The organism is Nocardia sp. CNY236, assembly GCF_000482385.1.
GTDB lineage: Bacteria > Actinomycetota > Actinomycetes > Mycobacteriales > Mycobacteriaceae > Nocardia.
In genome coordinates, this window is sequence record NZ_AXVD01000035.1 from 1 (window position 1) to 16575 (window position 16575).

The 16575-nt window shown below is 63.6% G+C and carries 22 protein-coding genes and 1 tRNA gene; 14 read left to right on the forward strand and 9 right to left on the reverse strand.

All coding sequences use genetic code 11. The annotated features are described in order from the left end of the window. Both K940_RS0117530 and K940_RS0117535 read right to left on the reverse strand, forming a co-directional pair. Positions 1 to 387 (reverse strand): NUDIX domain-containing protein (locus K940_RS0117530; protein WP_028478655.1); only part of this gene is annotated, 387 nt, incomplete at its 3' end. 13 nt (positions 388 to 400) lie between these two features. Beyond that, positions 401 to 1132: a helix-turn-helix transcriptional regulator gene (locus K940_RS0117535; protein ID WP_028478604.1), complete on the reverse strand. Its 732-nt coding sequence runs from the start codon at positions 1130 to 1132 to the stop codon at positions 401 to 403. 160 nt (positions 1133 to 1292) lie between these two features. Between K940_RS0117535 and K940_RS0117540 the strand changes: the two genes are divergently transcribed. The 4 genes from K940_RS0117540 to K940_RS0117555 are packed head-to-tail and all read left to right on the forward strand — an operon-like array spanning position 1293 to position 3981. Next, positions 1293 to 2192: a radical SAM protein gene (locus tag K940_RS0117540; protein WP_028478605.1), complete on the forward strand. Its 900-nt coding sequence runs from the start codon at positions 1293 to 1295 to the stop codon at positions 2190 to 2192. Beyond that, positions 2185 to 2754, forward strand: coding sequence for a hypothetical protein (locus tag K940_RS0117545; protein ID WP_155980934.1), 570 nt, complete (start codon positions 2185 to 2187; stop codon positions 2752 to 2754). Before K940_RS0117540 ends, K940_RS0117545 begins: the two co-directional genes overlap by 8 nt. Next, positions 2741 to 3421 (forward strand): bifunctional 2-polyprenyl-6-hydroxyphenol methylase/3-demethylubiquinol 3-O-methyltransferase UbiG, encoded by a 681-nt coding sequence (locus K940_RS28910; RefSeq protein WP_051407313.1) that lies wholly within the window; start codon positions 2741 to 2743, stop codon positions 3419 to 3421. The genes K940_RS0117545 and K940_RS28910 overlap by 14 nt, the downstream gene beginning before the upstream one ends. After that, positions 3418 to 3981, forward strand: a complete 564-nt coding sequence (locus K940_RS0117555; RefSeq protein WP_028478607.1) for a class IV adenylate cyclase — start codon at positions 3418 to 3420, stop codon at positions 3979 to 3981. The genes K940_RS28910 and K940_RS0117555 overlap by 4 nt, the downstream gene beginning before the upstream one ends. On the opposite strand, the gene K940_RS0117560 is transcribed toward K940_RS0117555, so the two are convergent. The 3 genes from K940_RS0117560 to K940_RS0117570 form a co-directional block, all read right to left on the reverse strand. Next, positions 3978 to 4550, reverse strand: coding sequence for a dihydrofolate reductase family protein (locus K940_RS0117560; RefSeq protein WP_028478608.1), 573 nt, complete (start codon positions 4548 to 4550; stop codon positions 3978 to 3980). The two genes, K940_RS0117555 and K940_RS0117560, sit on opposite strands and share 4 nt — an antisense overlap. Positions 4551 to 4622: 72 nt before the next feature. Further along, positions 4623 to 5357, reverse strand: a complete 735-nt coding sequence (locus tag K940_RS0117565; protein WP_028478609.1) for an SRPBCC domain-containing protein — start codon at positions 5355 to 5357, stop codon at positions 4623 to 4625. Further along, on the reverse strand, positions 5354 to 6004 hold the full coding sequence (locus tag K940_RS0117570) for an ArsR/SmtB family transcription factor (RefSeq protein WP_369797520.1): 651 nt from the start codon (positions 6002 to 6004) through the stop codon (positions 5354 to 5356). Before K940_RS0117570 ends, K940_RS0117565 begins: the two co-directional genes overlap by 4 nt. Before the next feature lie 1292 nt (positions 6005 to 7296). Between K940_RS0117570 and K940_RS0117580 the strand changes: the two genes are divergently transcribed. From K940_RS0117580 to K940_RS0117585, 3 genes are all read left to right on the forward strand, one after another. Next, positions 7297 to 8187, forward strand: a complete 891-nt coding sequence (locus tag K940_RS0117580; RefSeq protein ID WP_028478612.1) for a helix-turn-helix transcriptional regulator — start codon at positions 7297 to 7299, stop codon at positions 8185 to 8187. Next, entirely contained in the window at positions 8184 to 8384 is a 201-nt protein-coding gene (locus tag K940_RS31750) for a DUF397 domain-containing protein (RefSeq protein WP_081706450.1), read from the forward strand. Before K940_RS0117580 ends, K940_RS31750 begins: the two co-directional genes overlap by 4 nt. A gap of 509 nt (positions 8385 to 8893) precedes the next feature. Then, positions 8894 to 9466, forward strand: a complete 573-nt coding sequence (locus K940_RS0117585; RefSeq protein ID WP_028478613.1) for a maleylpyruvate isomerase family mycothiol-dependent enzyme — start codon at positions 8894 to 8896, stop codon at positions 9464 to 9466. An 86-nt stretch (positions 9467 to 9552) separates the two neighbouring features. Here the strand turns inward: K940_RS0117585 and K940_RS0117590 are convergent. The 3 genes from K940_RS0117590 to K940_RS0117600 all read right to left on the reverse strand — a co-directional run bounded on the left by K940_RS0117590 (position 9553) and on the right by K940_RS0117600 (position 10997). Continuing rightward, positions 9553 to 9626 (reverse strand) — tRNA-Leu (locus K940_RS0117590). Positions 9627 to 10187: 561 nt separating this feature from the next. Beyond that, the gene (locus K940_RS0117595; protein WP_028478614.1) at positions 10188 to 10487 is read right to left on the reverse strand and encodes a YciI family protein; all 300 of its coding nucleotides are present in this window, start codon (positions 10485 to 10487) and stop codon (positions 10188 to 10190) included. Positions 10488 to 10511: 24 nt separating this feature from the next. Then, the gene (locus K940_RS0117600; protein ID WP_028478615.1) at positions 10512 to 10997 is read right to left on the reverse strand and encodes an amino-acid N-acetyltransferase; all 486 of its coding nucleotides are present in this window, start codon (positions 10995 to 10997) and stop codon (positions 10512 to 10514) included. Positions 10998 to 11317: 320 nt separating this feature from the next. On the opposite strand from K940_RS0117600, the gene pgsA reads away from it, so the two are divergent. From pgsA to K940_RS0117625, 5 genes are all read left to right on the forward strand, one after another. After that, positions 11318 to 11983, forward strand: a complete 666-nt coding sequence (gene pgsA / locus K940_RS0117605; RefSeq protein ID WP_028478616.1) for a CDP-diacylglycerol--glycerol-3-phosphate 3-phosphatidyltransferase — start codon at positions 11318 to 11320, stop codon at positions 11981 to 11983. Beyond that, a complete protein-coding gene (locus K940_RS28915) occupies positions 11980 to 12522 on the forward strand; it encodes a CinA family protein (RefSeq protein WP_051407317.1) in 543 nt (180 codons plus the stop codon). Before pgsA ends, K940_RS28915 begins: the two co-directional genes overlap by 4 nt. A gap of 111 nt (positions 12523 to 12633) precedes the next feature. Beyond that, entirely contained in the window at positions 12634 to 12975 is a 342-nt protein-coding gene (locus K940_RS0117615) for a helix-turn-helix domain-containing protein (protein ID WP_028478617.1), read from the forward strand. Positions 12976 to 13176: 201 nt separating this feature from the next. Beyond that, a complete protein-coding gene (pspA, locus tag K940_RS0117620; protein ID WP_028478618.1) occupies positions 13177 to 13998 on the forward strand; it encodes a phage shock protein PspA in 822 nt (273 codons plus the stop codon). Between the two features lie 95 nt (positions 13999 to 14093). Beyond that, positions 14094 to 14975 (forward strand): hypothetical protein, encoded by an 882-nt coding sequence (locus K940_RS0117625; RefSeq protein WP_051407314.1) that lies wholly within the window; start codon positions 14094 to 14096, stop codon positions 14973 to 14975. Here K940_RS0117625 and K940_RS0117630 read toward each other — a convergent pair. Beyond that, positions 14918 to 15184, reverse strand: coding sequence for a hypothetical protein (locus K940_RS0117630; protein ID WP_155980935.1), 267 nt, complete (start codon positions 15182 to 15184; stop codon positions 14918 to 14920). The genes K940_RS0117625 and K940_RS0117630 overlap by 58 nt on opposite strands. 460 nt (positions 15185 to 15644) lie before the next feature. Here K940_RS0117630 and K940_RS32410 point away from each other — a divergent pair, with 460 nt between their 5' ends. Both K940_RS32410 and K940_RS28920 read left to right on the forward strand, forming a co-directional pair. Further along, positions 15645 to 15812, forward strand: a complete 168-nt coding sequence (locus K940_RS32410; RefSeq protein WP_155980936.1) for a hypothetical protein — start codon at positions 15645 to 15647, stop codon at positions 15810 to 15812. Between the two features lie 73 nt (positions 15813 to 15885). Beyond that, positions 15886 to 16482 (forward strand): PRC-barrel domain-containing protein, encoded by a 597-nt coding sequence (locus K940_RS28920; protein ID WP_051407315.1) that lies wholly within the window; start codon positions 15886 to 15888, stop codon positions 16480 to 16482. Positions 16483 to 16575 lie beyond the last annotated feature (93 nt).

Genomic DNA, 16575 nt, shown 5'->3' on the forward strand with positions numbered 1-16575 from the left:
GTTTTCCGGTGATACGAAGGTGACGCCGTCGGCCTCGTCGTTGATCGTCGGCTCTCCTGCGACCGGTCGGCCGATATAGGTGTTCTCGTACTGCTGACGGATCTCGCCGTCGGTGTAGGCGACGATGTGGTCGGGGTTGCTGTACACACCGAGGAACCCGGTGATTTCGGCGGTGATGCCGGTTTCTTCTCGGCATTCCCGGATGGCGCATTCGGCGGCGGTCTCGCCGAAGTCCATCGCGCCACCCGGTAGCGCCCACTGCCCGGTATCGCGGCGACGCTGGAGCAGGATCGCTCCGGATTCGTCGGTGACGAGAAGATTGCAGGCCACGACAAGGGAATTCGGCTTGGGTGCCTTCGGGTCGTGGTAGTACTCGATCCTGCCCATGATCTGCCTTTCGTCAGGGCGCCCAGGGCTGCGCGTCGGCCCAGATGGCATCGAAGCTTTCGGTGTAGTTGTCGAACCATCCTGTGTTGTCGACGCGTTTGAGTTGGAAGACCGGGTTCGCGCTGGCGGGTTGTCCCCAGATGTGCGGGTTGACCATCAGGTTCTCGTCGTAGCGGAACAGCGAGTTGTACAAGGTGGTGTCGTGTAGCCGAACTTCGCACCGTTCCTGGGATAGCAGTGGGCGGTAATAGGTCAGCGAGGCTCGGATTTTCGCCGAAAGGGTCTCACCGATTCCTTCCTCTCGACCGCGAGCGGCAACCGCCGCACCGTTCGGGTCACCGAAGCATAGGCGGACCCGCGCGCCCTGCCCCGCTTGTTCGGTGAGCATCTTCACCACCTGCGGATTCGACTGTACGAAGAAGGTCGCGGAGAAGACGAGCACGTCGATCTGCTCGATGGCCTCCCGAAGCAGCGACAACCAGGTTTCCCTGGGTACCTCGGCGCGGTTCGGGTAGGTCGCGACCAATTCGACGTTCTTGGGTACCCGTAGTGTCTCCGGTTCCGGTGGCCATAGGAACGCCTCTTCGACCCGGAGGTGGTGAGCGACGCGGTAGCGGTGTTTCGGGTGCGGAACCCTGCCCCCGAGCCATCGGCTGACCGTTTTCGGGTCTACCTGGCATACCTCGGCCAACGCTTCGGGCCTGATGCCCCGCTGATGCAGCACGGTCTGAAGCCGGAGGTTCACCCTTCCATGGAAGCCGACGCACCGGGTGATCAGCAAGGGCCGACAACCGGGACATCGAAAACGTCCCAGGACGTCTGTCAGCTGGTCCCGAAAGCGGTTACGCGGTCCCAGCTCGGTCCGGCACGCTGGCGAATCATCCGTGAAACCCAAGGGGATCAATATGATTCACGAGATCACCGGAATCCGTAAGGTTCGTATGCTCTACCTTCAGTTGCTGTACCGATGCAACTTCAGCTGCGCACACTGCTTTCACGGCGAGCGCCTGAAGCACGCCGATGCCTTCACCGCGCAGCAGGCGTGCAATCTGCTGCTGCTCATGCGGTCGCAGCACGACACCGAAGCCGTGACGTTGCTCGGTGGTGAACCGTTCGTCTACAAGGATCTGGCTCGAGTGGTTCGGTATGCGAAACACACCCTCGGTCTGACCGTGGAGATTTGCAGCAACGGCTACCGCATCGGGCCGCGCCTGCGGGACATCGCACCCTGCGTCGACCTACTGCGGATCTCCCTCGAAGGGATCCGCAACACCAACGACCTCATTCGCCGGGCCGGAAGCTATACGGCTGCCCTCGAAACACTCGCGTTGGCAAGGAGTCTCGGGGTGCAAACCGGTGCGACATTGACCGTGAATCGGTACAACATCGGCGAAGTGGTCGACTTGGCCGAGACGTTGCAATCGCTCGGTGTCTTGCAGTTGAAGCTGCACCAGCTACGTCCGGTCGGGAACGCTGCCCTTCACCCCGAGATGCTGGTCACCAGTTCTTCCGCCTATTCGAAGCTCCGTGATCAGCTGGGGAATACCGCATTGGGAATCGAAATCATCCTGGATGAGGATCTGTCGGAGGACGGCGCCCCTGCCTGTGCCGTGCCGGGCGAGCGCGATGAAATCGACCGGATCGAATCGGACCCTCGCGGGGCGTTGACGATGTCGTGCAAAGCTGTCGGTAAGGACTCCCATGCCTTCTGGTACGACAAGAGCTCCGATCGCATCGTGCACCGACCTTCTGCCAATGATGAACTGAAACTCGCGATTCCGGATGTGGTGTACGGCCATGCGTGAGAGATACTTGTTCGAGAGCATCGAGGGGTTGCCCGGAACTGGGAAGTCGACGGTCGCGCCTATGCTTGCCGCAGCCCGTGAAGCGGTGTTGCTGCCCACAGTTCCAGCGTTCTACCAGCCATTACGGCGAGAACTGGACGGCTACGACAACCCGGACGCGCGGATGTGCTTCTTCCTCTCGGCACTGTTCACCGCCGTCGACCAGATACGCTGCTATCTCGATTCAGAGATACCCGTCGTCGTCGAGAGCTACTTCGCACGCTGCTTGACCACGCATCGGGTATTCGGTGCGCAGACCGAGGTGATACTTCCACGGGATCTACCCCAACCGGTCGTGTACCAACTGACATGCGATCCGCACGAACGACGGCACCGGCTGGCACACCGAAGGAAAGCGACAACCCGCTGGGACACAATCGGCGAACAGAACGCCGACCGCCTCACAGATGCCTATCTCCAGTTCCCCGCACATCAGGTCGAGACCACCGGGAAGCAGCCCGAACAAGTAGTGCAAGCGATCCTGTCCCTGAATGCGATCGAGGTAAACCATGCCTACCGCTAGCCTCTGGGAACGAACACTGACCTTCTTCCCACAGTTCCGTCGGTCACTCACCGAGGAGTGCCGACCGGACGCAACCGTGGCTGTCGTCGGAGCCGGTGACGGTAAGTTCGTTCTGCCGCTTGCCGAAGCCGGGTACTCGATCATCGCCATCGAGAGCGATGCCTCGGCATTGAACGGAGGTGAGGTGCTGCTTCCGACATCCGGCATCGCCTACGCCCCTGGCCTGGTGGAGCGTATGAAGGGCGCGGACCTCGATCATCTGGTTCGAATCAGGTGCGCGGATTTCCTCGAGGTCGACCCGATCGAGATGGCCGCCGATGCGGTCTGGACGAGTTGCTCATGGCATTACAGCGCCAACCACAAACGACCTCTCGGCGAGTTCGTCACCCGAATGCAGCGTCTCGTACACCCGGGCGGCTTGTTCGGCGCAGAATTCATGATGCCTGTGGAAGAACGCCACCAGCACATCGAGCACTACACCACACCTGACAAGCTCGCCCGTTACTTCACCGCCGCCGACTGGACCGTTCTACTGACGTTGCAGACTGAGGCGTTCGTCGAACGCGCGCACGTGGGGCAGCTGCACGACCACACGCACCGAATGGGACTGCTCCTCGCGAAACGACACCAGGTAGACCACGAGGAAGTTGGGACACGACAACGATGAAACACGAGTACGAAGCCAAGTTCCTGTCGGTGGACATCGAGGACATCCGCAAGAAGCTGGCAGACCTCGGTGCTACCCAGTCGTTTCCACGAACACTGTTGACACGCAAGATATTCGAAAACGACTCCCTCGCCGCCGGGGCCTGGGTACGCCTTCGCGACGAGGGAACACGCTCCACCCTCACCTTGAAGCGAGTCACCGACTCGACCACGATCGATGGCACGACCGAAATCGAAACCATCGTCGCGGATCTCAAAGCGATGGCAGACATCCTGACTCACGTCGGCCTGCGAGAAGTCAGATACCAGGAGAACTATCGCGAGGAATGGCAACTCGGGGAGATTCTGTTCGACCTGGACACATGGCCGGACCTGCCGACATTCCTCGAAATCGAAGGCCCCGACGAAACAGCGGTACGCAGCGCAGCCGCCGACCTGGGCCTGGACTACTCCGCAGCCCGCTTCGGCAGCGTAGACGAGGTCTACAAGACCGAGATCGGGCGCGACATCCTGAGCGAACCCACTCTGCTGTTCAACAACTCTCCAACGGCGGCTTTCTAGCGGACGACCGCGAGGACGTTCTTCTGTATTCCGTTGGCGTACGCCTCGTGTTCGATCAGCTCGAGCTTCTGGGTGTCCTTGTCCGTTGTGCTGAACAGGCGCTTGCCCGCGCCGAGGAGCAGGGGGAACACGAGCAGGTGGTAGCGGTCGATCAGGCCCGCGTCCGAGAGGCTCTGGTTCAGCGTGGCGCTGCCGTGGACGATGATCGGGCCTCCTTCGGTGTTCTTCAGAGCAGCGACCTGGTCGAGGGAGCGCAGGATGGTGGTTTCGCCCCAGTTCGAAACCAGGTCGTCGTCGGTGAGAGTGGAGGAGACGACGTATTTGGGCATCTTCGCATAGTCGGCGAAGTCCTCCATGTCCGGCCACACGGGACTGAACGCCTCGTAGCTGACCCGGCCCAGGAGGATCGCGGTGGACTCCTCCTGCTCTTGTCCCTTGATGTCGTAGGCCTCGGGCAGGAACTCGATGTTTTTGAAGGTCCAGCCGGAGTTTCGGTAGCCGGGCTCTCCGCCGGGGGCCTCCACGACACCGTCGAGTGAGATGAATGCCGAGCTGATCAGTGTGCGCATGGATGTCTCCCTTGGTATTCGATGTCGTTGGTCGGTGTTGGTAGAACGCGGGTGATGGATCGCTTGCGAATATCAGCGAAGGAGCGTGGTGAGCCACTGCTGCCAGGCAGCCTCGGCTGCCTCGGTGTGCGGCCCGAACAGGTGATGAAACATCCCAGCCAGGCCAGTGGGACCATGGTGAAAGGTATAGAGACCGTCAACGGTGCGGACCGCGAAGCGCTCGTCGTCCGACCAGACCACTTCGCCATCCAACGCCGGCAGGCCCGCTGGTTCGGCATGCGCCCGTGCGCCTTTCGTGATCGGGATCGGTAGCGACAGCCCGCGGGCGAATGCGGCCCGAGCATCTCGCGCCGACCTCCCGTGTGCCACAGCGAAGACGGGCACTGCGGTGCGTCCGGCGAAGTGCGTGAGGTACTCGCGCAGTACGTGCAAGTGGAAGGGCCAGCCACGGCGCAGCGCGTCGTACTCGTCCTGCCAGCTGTCGCCGAGGATGCCGCTGTGGACCACGCGCAGCACGGTGCTGCTGCCGTCGCGTCCCTCGATCAAGTATTCGCAGGCCATGAATTGGCCGTCCTCGGCGGTGGTCGAGCGGGTGGCGAAGCGTGCGCCATACTCGTACGCGGTGATCATGGCCTCTTCGCGTCGGCCTCCGGTGTCCATGGCGGCGACCCCGCCTTCGAACGGATCGACCTCGTTGCGCCCCATGAACCAGGAGTCGATCCCCGGTCCGGTCGCGATCGCGTCCCAGACCTGTTCGGGGCTCGCTGGCAGGCTCACTTCCAGCTCGATCTCGAACGGATGGGTCATTCTCGGGTCTCCTGTCCGGCTGACCGGTCGGTCGTGTGTGTTTCCTGCCGGCGCCGCTGCTGATCGGCGCGATGGTCGGCCTGTGCGGTCGGGATCTGGTGGAGCCCGACAACCGCTCGGTGCCGTCGCCCGCCAGGTGTGGACTCGTCGTGATAGCGGCCCACGAGGGTCTCCATGGTATGCGCCAATTCCTCGGCGAAGGCCGAACGGTCGGCCGCGGAGGCGAACCGGATCTCGGTGTCGATGCCGAAGGTAGCGACCCGTCGCCGGGTCCGGTAGGCACCGACCAGCAGGGTTCCCACTTCCTGCACCAGCCGGGATCCCAGAGCCAGCAGCCAACTGGCGGACAGTTGGTCGTGCGACCGAGATGGGTCCGGGCCGATCTCGGCCATGACGCTCGGGGAGATCACATAGGACCTCGCAGTGGCGCGATACACCCGTTCGGTGACGTTGCCCTTGCGCCGCTCCATCGCCAATTCGACCAACCCGTGCCGTTCCAGCTCCTTGAGGTGGTAGTTCACCTTCTGTCTCGGGAGCTCCAGTCGGACGGCCAGCATGGCGGCCGAGCCTGGTTCGGCCAGGGCGGAGAGAACCCGCGATCGTATCGGGTCCAAGGCTGCCTCGGCCGCCGCAGGTTCTTCGATCACAGCGACATCCTGCACCGTTCCAATGTAGATAGGGAAAAAAATATTGTCAAGACAACCAAAATTGTCGGTGAGCCGCTGATGCTGGGCTCCGGTGCGCGAGAGGTGTCCGGTTCGTCGAGCCTGTCCCGTTCACTGTTCACGGCGTGCAGGGCGGTTCGATCGTGTGTCGACCCGCTGTGCGAGCCATCGTGTAGCGGAGAGCTTTCGAGGACACGGCGGCACGCAGGGTGCGTGCAGTTCGAGCAGCCCTCGTGCGTGCCGGGCGTCCTGCGGCGCATTTCCGTCCGTGCAATAGTCCTGAATCCAGCTCAACGTCGACCTTCCCTTCCGGTGAGGATTCTCGCGTCGTCGACTTCTCGACTTCTGTGGGCACGACGTCGCCCGGTTGCCCGTAGCGGTCGGATTCAGGAACGATCTCGAGGCACGCGAATAGCGCCACCGGCCAGTACGAGCCAGTAGTCGTGTCGGACCGCATCCCAGAGATCATGGTGCGCTGGGAAATCCGCTCGGGCCTGTGCGAGATCCGGCGGGAACCGTGGATCGAATTCGACCATCCACCGTTGGGTCGATTCCGCGGCAGATATATGAAATCGCGATATCCGCGGACTGGCGCCCACAAGGTGCCATTGTGCGACCTTGCCATTTCGAGTCCTGCTGTATAGCACACGTCGTTCCTTCGTTGCTGCGTCGTGCTCGTGGTTGTCACCAGGGGTGAAAGTGTCCACAGCCCAGCTCTGTTCCGATGTCGTGGGCCGGGCGTCTGCCCAGGTCCGGATTGCTTTCGCGAAGGTTTCCAGCACCTCCAGTGGTGCGCCCCAACCGGTGGCCGGGTGTGGTCCCATGAGTGGAGCCCTCAGCGGAAGTGACCTTTTCAGCACGACCCGACTGTTTCGTGGACGATGGTCCTTCCACAATGGTTCGCTCGGTATGCGATCGGCCGACCGCTGTCGAATATCGTTGTACCGAAGAGGTATCCGGGGTGTTCGAATATGCTGCAATCCATGAAGGCCTCTACTCGTTGGAGGGTATTCGGCGCATCCGGTTTCGGTCATTCGTCGTCGGTGAAGGGGAGGGGGACGTAAATTACCCAGCATGAGCGATGTTTCCGCTCATGCTGCCGGTTGCACACCCAGTACACAACAGTGGGGGCGATCTTGTCGGTTCGATACGGGATTTTCATCAGAATTGCCGGATGTCCGATCAGGGGTAGTCCATCATACGTCGGTCCAGCGCAATATGGTTCACCACAACACGGTCCATTGCGGACCGCAAAAAGATAGCGAGGCTATGCAATGTCAGGTTCCACGCTTCCGCGGCGCGCCCTCGGTCGCCTCTTGCGCGATCTGCGCATCGATGCGGGAAAGAGTCGACTCGCAGCTGGGTTGGCGATCGAGGTTTCCAAACAAACAGTCGGCAGAGTCGAGGATGGGATCCCGGCCAGAGTCAGTACCGCGCAGTTCAAAGACCTGTTGAACTTCTACGGCGCAGACCAGGATTCCAGCGCCGAAGTGTTGGGACTTCTCCAAGAAGTCAGAGCGATCAAGGGAGATCCGTCGAGCGGTTGGTGGCGGGCCTACTCCGATGTGGTGAACCCGCACTTCGATCACTTCATGAGCCTCGAGCAGGCATGTTCCCGACTGACCGGGTTTCACCTCACCTTGCTGCCCGGACTGTTGCAGACTCCTGCGTATCGCAGATGGATCATGAGCACAACCGACCCGTATATATCGGCAGTGGATATCGACCGTCACTTGGAGTTGATTTCCCGTCGGCAGCAACGGCTGGCTGAGGATCCGGATTTCTCGCTGGAAGTACTACTGTCAGAGTCGGTGTTGCGCCACCAGGTCGGTGGGCGAGGCACAATGGCGGAGCAGTTGCTGCATCTCGCCGATATCGGGAGTCTGCCGAATGTCTCTATCCGGGTGATCCCGTTTGACGCTGGCGCACACATCGGGTTGGTGGTCCAGTCGTTTACTCTTTTCGAGTTTCCTTCGTTGCGTGCCAGTCGAACGGCAGAGCCTCCGGTCGTATTCGTGGAAGGTTTCACAGGCGCATTGTTTCTGGAGGATGAAGGTGTGATCGAGCGTCACAAGACGGCCGTGGCAGCGCTGCGCGAGGTAGCGTTGAGTGACGATGCCACCAGGGGGCTGGTGCAGAAGATTGCGAAGGAGTATGCCTCGTGACATTGGACTCGTCTGGCGCAAGCTGGTTCAAGAGTAGTCATAGCCAGCATGGTGGCGACTGCGTCGAAGTCGCGCACCTAGATGGGGGTTTCGTCGGAGTACGTGACTCGAAGGATCCTGCAGGTGCGGCGCTGGTCTTCACCCCAGGCGAATGGGATTCCTTTACCGCTGGCGTAATCGATGGCGGGTTCACCTGACTCGAGGCTGTGTACTGCTGAAGTTGACTCGGAAGGTCAGCAGATTCGCTGACTCGGCCGGTGTATGTCGTTCTCGGCGCGCCGCCATCTGGCGGCGCACCAGTCGAAGTCCTTGGGTCCGTTCACCGCGTCGCTATCGATAGCGGTCCGTCGGATTGCCCTGATCGGTAGTCCCTGAATGGAGCAGGAACCCGAGAGTTGCGCACCATGGGGTTGCTCGGAAGCTCGGCGAAGTGGCGACGCGCAGCGGACCCTGGCCCGTAACTCGTTGTCGACAAAGCAGTCTCCATCGGTTGCCGGTGTCACACGCCGTGCAGCGATCTCGGCGACGATGGTTCGCGAACCCTGACGGCAATCGGGGAGGTTCGGTGGGCGTGCCGGCTATGGATGTGGATGCAGTCCGAACGGGACGGCGCTTCAGCCGGCCTTGCGGCCGACGCCACCGCACAGATGAGTTTCGGTGTCCGGACCCGTCGATATCGATGACAGATCCTCGACCGGGAGAGCAGATGACAGACCGTGACCTGATCCTGACCTGGGTGCGTGCAGAGCGCCTCGCCCTCGCCGACTTCCTCGAGGACCTGGGCGAAACCGAATGGGCGCAGGACTCGCTGTGTTCTGGCTGGACCATTCACGACGTGCTCGCCCACATCACCGTCCGCGACACCCTACGGACGGCCCTCGTCGGCATGATCCGCGCCCGGGGCGACTGGGACCGGATGACCGCGGACCTTGCGCGCGAGCAGGCTGCACGGTTCACGCCCACGCAGCTGATCGCACAGCTCCGCGACATGGCGGGCTCGGCCCATCGGGCACCCGGTGCGGCGCCGGTGGATCCGTTGGTGGACATCATCGTCCACGGACAAGACATCGCCCGCCCGCTCGGACGAACCTGGCAGCCATCCGCCGAGCGGGTCGTGGTCGCTCTCGACCATGTGCTCACCAGCCGGTTCTACGGTGCGCGCAAACGCTTGCGCGGCGCGCGGTTGACTGCGACCGACATAGAGTGGACCTACGGAGATGGACATCAAGAGATCCAGGAGCAAGCAATCGATCTGCTGCTCGTTGCGACCGGCCGTTAGAATTCGCGACGGCGTGTAGTCGCATTCCGACGTAAATCGACTCCGCGTGCGCTGTTGTGCGACTCCGCGCGCGCTGTTGCGCACAGTTCCCTCGGCGAGATTCGAACTCGCAACTCCCGGAATCTAGATCCGGCGCCTCTACCTATTGGGCTACGAGGGATCGGTAGGTGAGGTCCGATCACATGGCGTGGGCGGAGCACGCGACTCGAACGCGCGACAGCGACAGCGGCGATCGCGAAACTGCGCGGAGAGTACGAAAAAGAATTGGGGCCGTCCCTAGGCGATTCGCCGTGCGGGGTGCCCCATTTCTACGGGCCTGCGACACGACGTACTCAAAGGCCGCTCCGCGCGTGCGTCCAGCGGTCGACGATGGACGCGGACGATAGGAGGGCATGATTGCGCAACGATAGGGCAGCGCTGTGGGCCACGGACCGCCGCACCATCACCGTCATTGCGTTTGCCTTCCCTGCGGTATCGACTGTGTCGAAAATAACATCCGATTCACGTGTTGTGAAATTCATTCCCCGGCGTGGCCGTGGTCGGATACGCGCAGTCGACCGAGAGTCCACAGTGCGCCCACGTCGTGGAGTGCGAACGGCGGTCTGCTCGGGCCTCGGCGTCTCGATGTCGTCCTCATCGCGACAACGGTCGTCCTCGTCACTTCCGGCGATGGTGGCACGTGACACCATCGCCGGGACCTGATCGCAGCCCAGCGCCGAGGTCAGGCGGTGGTCGCTTCGGCGGTGAAGGCACCCAGTACGGGTACCCACTCGACCACCCGGACGTCGTCGATCAGCCCCTCGCGGGCGAATGGATCCCGAGCGAGCAGACCCTGTAGCTCGGCCGGGCTCGCCGACCGGAAGAGAAGCAATGCGCCGGACCCGTCCGGGTACGGTCCGCTGGTGAGCAGCGTGCCGGACGTGAGCAGGCCGGCCAGCCAGGTCCGGTGGGCGGGTCGATGCGCATCACGGCCAGGGACGGTGGCCGCGGAGTACTCGTAATGAACGGCGAAGATCGGCACGAGGCTCGCTTTCTCGGGTGGTGCTCAGAGCGTCAGCAACATTCGAGTGTTGCCGAGGGTATTGGGCTTGACGTAACTCAGGTCGAGGAATTCCGCGACGCCGGTGTCGTAGGAGCGGCACATTTCCGCGTAGACCTCGGCGGTGACCGGTGTGCCGTCGATCTCGACGAAACCGTGACCGGTGAAGAACGACACCTCGAAGGTCAGCACGAACACCCGTCGCAGCTCGAGATCGCGAGCCACGTCGACGAGCCGCTGCACGATGAGCTTGCCCACACCCATGCCGGTGACGTCGGGATGCACCGCAACGGTGCGCACCTCCCCGAGGTCGGACCACAACACGTGCAGCGCTCCGCAGCCGACGATGCGGCCGTCCAGTTCGGCGACCCAGAACTCCTGCACGGCCTCGTAGAGCGTGACCAGATTCTTCTCCAGTAGGATGCGACCGGCATAGATGTCGACGAGGCCTTTGATCGCGGGTACATCGGAGGTTCGTGCGCGTCGGACCATCGGGACGGAGGGTTGTGCGGCCGAGGCCGCGTCCGAGCAGGTAGCGCGAGTCGAACCATCCAATGGTCCCCGAGAGGTCATGGGGTGCACAGTAGTCGGCCCGGCTACCGATAGTCTGAACGTGTGTCGCAGATCCGCCCGCCCCGCTCACCGCATCGTGCCGAGATGATCGGGCGGCCATGACTCAGCCGGTCGCGGCCGAGCCGAAGGCGTGCGCCGCCGAGTCTGGAGGCGGCAATGGAGCGTGACCGCGCGCGGTCCCGCTCGTGCCAGACGGGATACTGCACGAGCGAGGGCACTCATGCCGGAAGGGACACAGCATGAGCGTGCAACCCGACGAATCCGAGTGGTTCCAGCCGGCGTCCGGCCAGATCCGCCGCCCCGGTTTCGCGCCGGTCCGTGCCGAGGCCGACGCGCCATTGCTCAACATTGCGAACGTGCTCACGATGCTGCGCCTGGCGATCGTGCCGTTGTTCGTCGTCGCGTTGTTCGTCGGCGGTGGTCACGAGACCGGCTGGCGGATCACCGCCGTCGTGCTGTTCGGCCTGGCGGCGATCACCGATAGGTTGGACGGGCAACTGGCCCGCAGACACGGCCTGGTCACCGATTTCGGCAAGCTCGCCGACCCGATCGCGGACAAGGCGCTGATCGGGGCGGCGGTGATCTGTTTGTCGCTGCTCGGCGACCTGGCCTGGTGGGTGACCATCGTCATCTGCGGTCGGGAGATCGGGGTGACGTTGCTGCGGCTGGTCGTGGTGCGCCGAGGAGTGATTCCGGCCGGACGAGGAGGCAAACTCAAGACCCTGGTGCAGTCGTTGGCCATCGCGATGCTGCTGTTGCCGCTGTCGGGTACGTATGCCGAGATCGGGATGGGTCTGATGTACCTGGCCGTTGCACTGACCGTGATCACGGGGCTGGACTATGTCGGCCAGGCGGCCAGGGTGTGGTTCGCCGGCCGACCAGCCGCCAGGGTGCGCGGCCGGTGAGTGATCCGCTCGTCACGGGCGTGCCCGCCGATGAACTCGTCCGGGCACTGGGTGCCGCGCACCACACGGTGTCGACGGCGGAATCGCTCACCGCTGGGCTACTGGCGGCCACCATTGCCGGTATACCCGGCGCCAGCGCGGTGCTGCGTGGCGGACTGATCGTGTATGCCACCGATCTCAAACGCGATCTCGCGGGTGTCGACGCGAGCGTGCTCACAGCGGATGGACCGGTGGCGGCGCGCACCGCCGAGCAACTGGCCGTTGGAGCGCGCACCCGGTGCGGGTCGACCTGGGGTATCGGACTGACCGGGGTTGCCGGGCCCGACCCCCAGGACGGACACCCGGTCGGCACCGTCTTCGTCGGGATCGCGGGTCCGGACCACAACGAGGTCCACCGGTTGAAACTCCCCGGCAACCGGTGGACGATCAGAATCGAGGCGGTGCACGCGGCCGTGCGTGCTCTGTTACGACGTGTCCATGCAGCCGACACGGGTCCTGTCGATCGCGTAGGACCGAATGATGTCGGACCGAGTGATTGAGCCACTCCGGCGGGAACCAACTCGCCCTGTTCCGACGTTGTGCGAGAAAGAACGGCATGCGTGGGGTCACGAATCGCGTCGGCCCGGCGACCGGGAGCGAAGGAGAACGAGATGACGCTGCTTCGAGAGGCGATCGGGGACAGTCTGCGGCGTGCGCGTCTCGCCCGGCATCGGACTCTACGCGAGGTGTCCGCGTCGGCGCGGGTGAGTTTGGGATATCTCTCCGAAGTGGAGCGCGGTCGTAAGGAAGCATCGAGCGAGTTGCTCGCGGCCATCTGCGGGGCACTGGATGTGCCGTTGTCGCAGGTGCTGTGGGATGTGAGCACGATCATGGCAGATGCCGACGGCGGGGCGGCCGATACGAGCCCGCGATCGCTGTCGGTGGCCGAAGACACCAGAGTCGTCATTCCCGCTCCGAGCTCGGACACTCTGGTCCTGGTCAAGGGAATCTAGCGCGTAACCGGACATGCTCGGCGCGGCAGCGCTGCGGGCCGGTGCGAAAAGCGGATAGATTCTCTATAAGGCGTCGATCGGGTCGGACGTGTTCGACCCGGGTGCCAGATGGTGGAGGATAGGCACATATCCAGTGCGTGACGGTCGCGCACCGGAGTCGCGCTGGCCGCGCGGCACGTCAAATGGAGGCGGGAACAATCGATGGCTAATCCGTTCGTCAAGGCCTGGAAGTACCTGATGGCCCTCTTCGATTCCAAGATCGAAGAGCACGCGGATCCGAAGGTCCAGATTCAGCAGGCTATCGAGGAAGCCCAGCGGCAGCACCAGGCTCTGTCCCAGCAGGCCGCATCGGTCATCGGTAACCAGCGTCAGCTGGAGATGAAACTGAACCGACAGTTGGACGAAGTCGAGAAACTCAACGCAAATGCGCGCCAAGCGGTGTTGCTCGCCGACCAGGCCACCGCCGCGGGTGATACCCCGAAGGCGATCCAGTATACGAACGCTGCCGAAGCGTTCGCCGCGCAGCTGGTCACCGCCGAGCAGTCCGTCGAGGATCTGAAGGTCTTACACGATCAGTCGTTGCAGGCTGCTGCTCAGGCCAAGAAGGCCGTGGAACAGAACGCGATGCTGCTGCAACAGAAGGTCGCCGAGCGCACCAAACTGCTCAGTCAACTGGAACAAGCAAAGATGCAGGAACAGGTATCCGCGTCGCTGCAGCAGATGGATTCGACACTGTCTGCTCCGGGCAGCACACCGAGCTTGGACGCGGTACGGGAGAAGATCGAGCGCCGCTATGCAAACGCGCTCGGTGCTGCCGAACTCGCACAGAACACCGTCCAGGGGCGGATGCTCGAGGTGCAGCAGGCCAGCGTCCAGATGGCCGGGCACAGCAAGCTCGAGCAGATCCGCGCCTCGATGCGCGGAGATCAATTGCCCGCCGGGGGTGCCCAGCCCACGATCAATCCGGCGCAGGTCAATGCATCGCAGCCGCCGATGAACAAGGGGCAAGCTGCCCAGCAGTAGCGATGGTCGGATGTTCGGCGCGGGATGTCGGGCAGTCGACCGCCGGCGTCGGTGCGGTCGAGCCGTAGGGTTGCTCGGCCGGTGGGAGAGAAGGCATGAGCGGCAGCGAATTTCGTGATCGTCACCTCGGGTCGCGGCGTATTCCGCAGATCCCGGCACAGCTCACGCGCGTACCACAGCCGGGCAGTGTGCCCGACACCCTGCGCGACCTCGGTGAGAACGCCTTGGTTGCGGTGCGGCGCTGGGCCGACCCGCGTGAACGGGAGCTTCGCCGTCGCCGCAGGGTCCGCCGCCGTAGCGTACAGCTCGGTGCGATCTCCGGTCTCACGACGGCGGGAGCTGTAGGACTGATACTCGTCTCCGCGCCGGTATGGGCCGTGGTCGTGGTCGGAGGCGGCGCAGTCGCCCTGGTGACCGGTGCGGCGGTCACCGCGCGCCGCTATCTGCGGTTGCGGGGGGCGCCGCTGCCGCCGGCGGCTTTCGTCCCGCGCAAGCAGCCGCCGCTGTGGTCGAAAGCCCGGCCATCGATCGTTCGACTGTTACGTGCGGAGAAGGCGCTGTATGGGCTCGGGGCACAACTTTCCCGCTCGAACCGACTTCCGGCGGACGAACTGTCCGACATGCTCGAGACGGCGGCTTCGGGAGCCGCGGCTCTGCATGCGTTGGCCGCCGACATCACCGCGATGGAGCAGGGTATTCGCGCGATGGGGCAGGCGGCGCATTCACCTGCGGCGGAGACACTCACCGCGACCCTGCGGCACACGTTGGGTCGGCTGGACGCCGGGATCGTCGAGTACGAACAGATCCTCGCCGCGGCCGGTCGAATACTGGCGATACCGGAAAGCGCTGTGGTGCAGCACAACTTCGACGCCATCGTGGCGGACTTACGTCACGCCTCCGACCGACTGGATGGATGGGCTCAGGCCCTCACCGAAGTCGCCGACCGATCGGCAACCGGGTCGCAGCCACTGGCCTGATCGTCGCCGTCGCGTGATCGACTCCGGCAGTGCAGATCCGCGGCGGCGGCCTGCCATGCCGCACCCATCAGGTCGCGGCTCTCGGCCACAAAATCCAGCACCTCCCAGGACACCTTGCGTGCCGCCGAGCCGACGATTCCCGCGATCGCGCAACCATGTCGGCGCGCTGCCCCCGCGAGTTCCTGCGCCAGCTCGATCGTGTTTTCCATCGGACCCTGACCGTCAGGTGTGTTCCGGTGCATTGCTGTGTGCTGCGTGCGGTATCGGCATCGATCGGGTGTCCCTTTCCTGTTGTCGCGCAAGGTACTGCGTGGCCCTAGAGCAGAGTACAGTCGTGCACTGGCCGAGGTATGTCCGTCCGAAGTGATGATGTCACGGGGATGGTCGCCGGCCGGCGGGTTTTCGGGGTTCGGCACTCGGGCCATATCGGGGAGCTCGTCGCGAACCGACGCGGGCTCGCGCCCACCGAATTGCGCTCGACGACGGTGGCGGTGGATGGAGACAGGCGGGTAGCTACTCGGTAGCTGTTGGAGTCTGCCCGTGGAAAACTCGGTCGAATTGGCCGGCAATTCTGGTTTGACTACCAATTACCCGGGTAGTCGCCACCCTGTAGCTGATCGACCCGGACGGTGGGGGCCGGGGACATGCACTACAGGGCAGGAGCGCGTCATGCTTGATGTTTCCTACCGTCGATTGCTGCTCGACCAGGATACGCAGCGGCTGGATATCAGCCGGTATCTGGCAGGTGAATCCACGCAGGAGCCGGCGCGACAGCAGTGCGGCACGCGGCGAGTTGCCGCCGGACTCGACGTGACCGATCCATCCACAAGCGACTGACTCGCGGCTCAGCGCGGTGTCCAGCCGCGTTCTGTCGGGTTGCGCATCGCATCGAACGAACTGCGGAGGAACCATGACCGAAATGCTGGAAACGCTCATCGGCAGCTCTGTTTACGATCCCGGCGGCGCCAAGATCGGCAAGGTCAAGCGGGTGTATGTCGACAACAACTCCGGAGTGCCCACCTGGGTCGCCGTATCCACCGGTCTGTTCAGTCCGGACGCGTTGGTCCCGCTGGTCGGAGCCGAACATTCCGCCGACTCGGCCACGCTGCAGGTGCAGGTCGAGAAGGACGCGGTGAAGGCCGCGCCGCAAGTGGACCGGGACGGACAGATCAGTCCGCAGGCCGAGCAGGAATTGTTCGATCACTACCAGATCGAGCCGGACGATGGCATCGAGGACGACTACGACGACAGCGTCCTGATCGAGCAGACGGGGCGAGCCGATTCCGCGACCTCCACCCGGGAACGCTGGGACATCGGCGCTGAGCAAGAGGAAATCGGGGTCGCACGGATGCGCGCGTATCTGGAGAGGGGCGACGAGGCGCTCCAGACATCGTCGGGCGATGAGCGACTGCGGCTGCGCAATGAGGCGATCGCCGAGCAGTACGTGGCCGATCTCGGCGATCGTCTGACCGACGGGGCTCCCGACCCCGAGCGGCGCGGTCTCTGATCGCAAGACCGGACCAGGCGCGCTGGATTCTGGCCAGCGCGCCTGATGCGTTCGGATCGGGGCCAATCGCGTTTCCCTCGGGCCGAGAGTGAC

Excerpts from the sequence above, each read along its gene's own strand:
- K940_RS0117540 (WP_028478605.1), top strand. The coding sequence starts at position 1,293 with ATGATTCACGAGATCACCGGAATCCGTAAGGTTCGTATGCTCTACCTT.
- K940_RS0117545 (WP_155980934.1), top strand. The coding sequence starts at position 2,185 with ATGCGTGAGAGATACTTGTTCGAGAGCATCGAGGGGTTGCCCGGAACT.
- K940_RS28910 (WP_051407313.1), top strand. The coding sequence starts at position 2,741 with ATGCCTACCGCTAGCCTCTGGGAACGAACACTGACCTTCTTCCCACAG.
- K940_RS0117555 (WP_028478607.1), top strand. The coding sequence starts at position 3,418 with ATGAAACACGAGTACGAAGCCAAGTTCCTGTCGGTGGACATCGAGGAC.
- K940_RS0117560 (WP_028478608.1), bottom strand. The coding sequence starts at position 4,550 with ATGCGCACACTGATCAGCTCGGCATTCATCTCACTCGACGGTGTCGTG.
- K940_RS0117565 (WP_028478609.1), bottom strand. The coding sequence starts at position 5,357 with ATGACCCATCCGTTCGAGATCGAGCTGGAAGTGAGCCTGCCAGCGAGC.
- K940_RS0117580 (WP_028478612.1), top strand. The coding sequence starts at position 7,297 with ATGTCAGGTTCCACGCTTCCGCGGCGCGCCCTCGGTCGCCTCTTGCGC.
- K940_RS0117585 (WP_028478613.1), top strand. The coding sequence starts at position 8,894 with ATGACAGACCGTGACCTGATCCTGACCTGGGTGCGTGCAGAGCGCCTC.
- K940_RS0117600 (WP_028478615.1), bottom strand. The coding sequence starts at position 10,997 with ATGGTCCGACGCGCACGAACCTCCGATGTACCCGCGATCAAAGGCCTC.
- pgsA (WP_028478616.1), top strand. The coding sequence starts at position 11,318 with ATGAGCGTGCAACCCGACGAATCCGAGTGGTTCCAGCCGGCGTCCGGC.
- K940_RS0117615 (WP_028478617.1), top strand. The coding sequence starts at position 12,634 with ATGACGCTGCTTCGAGAGGCGATCGGGGACAGTCTGCGGCGTGCGCGT.
- pspA (WP_028478618.1), top strand. The coding sequence starts at position 13,177 with ATGGCTAATCCGTTCGTCAAGGCCTGGAAGTACCTGATGGCCCTCTTC.
- K940_RS0117625 (WP_051407314.1), top strand. The coding sequence starts at position 14,094 with ATGAGCGGCAGCGAATTTCGTGATCGTCACCTCGGGTCGCGGCGTATT.
- K940_RS0117630 (WP_155980935.1), bottom strand. The coding sequence starts at position 15,184 with ATGGAAAACACGATCGAGCTGGCGCAGGAACTCGCGGGGGCAGCGCGC.
- K940_RS32410 (WP_155980936.1), top strand. The coding sequence starts at position 15,645 with ATGCTTGATGTTTCCTACCGTCGATTGCTGCTCGACCAGGATACGCAG.
- K940_RS28920 (WP_051407315.1), top strand. The coding sequence starts at position 15,886 with ATGACCGAAATGCTGGAAACGCTCATCGGCAGCTCTGTTTACGATCCC.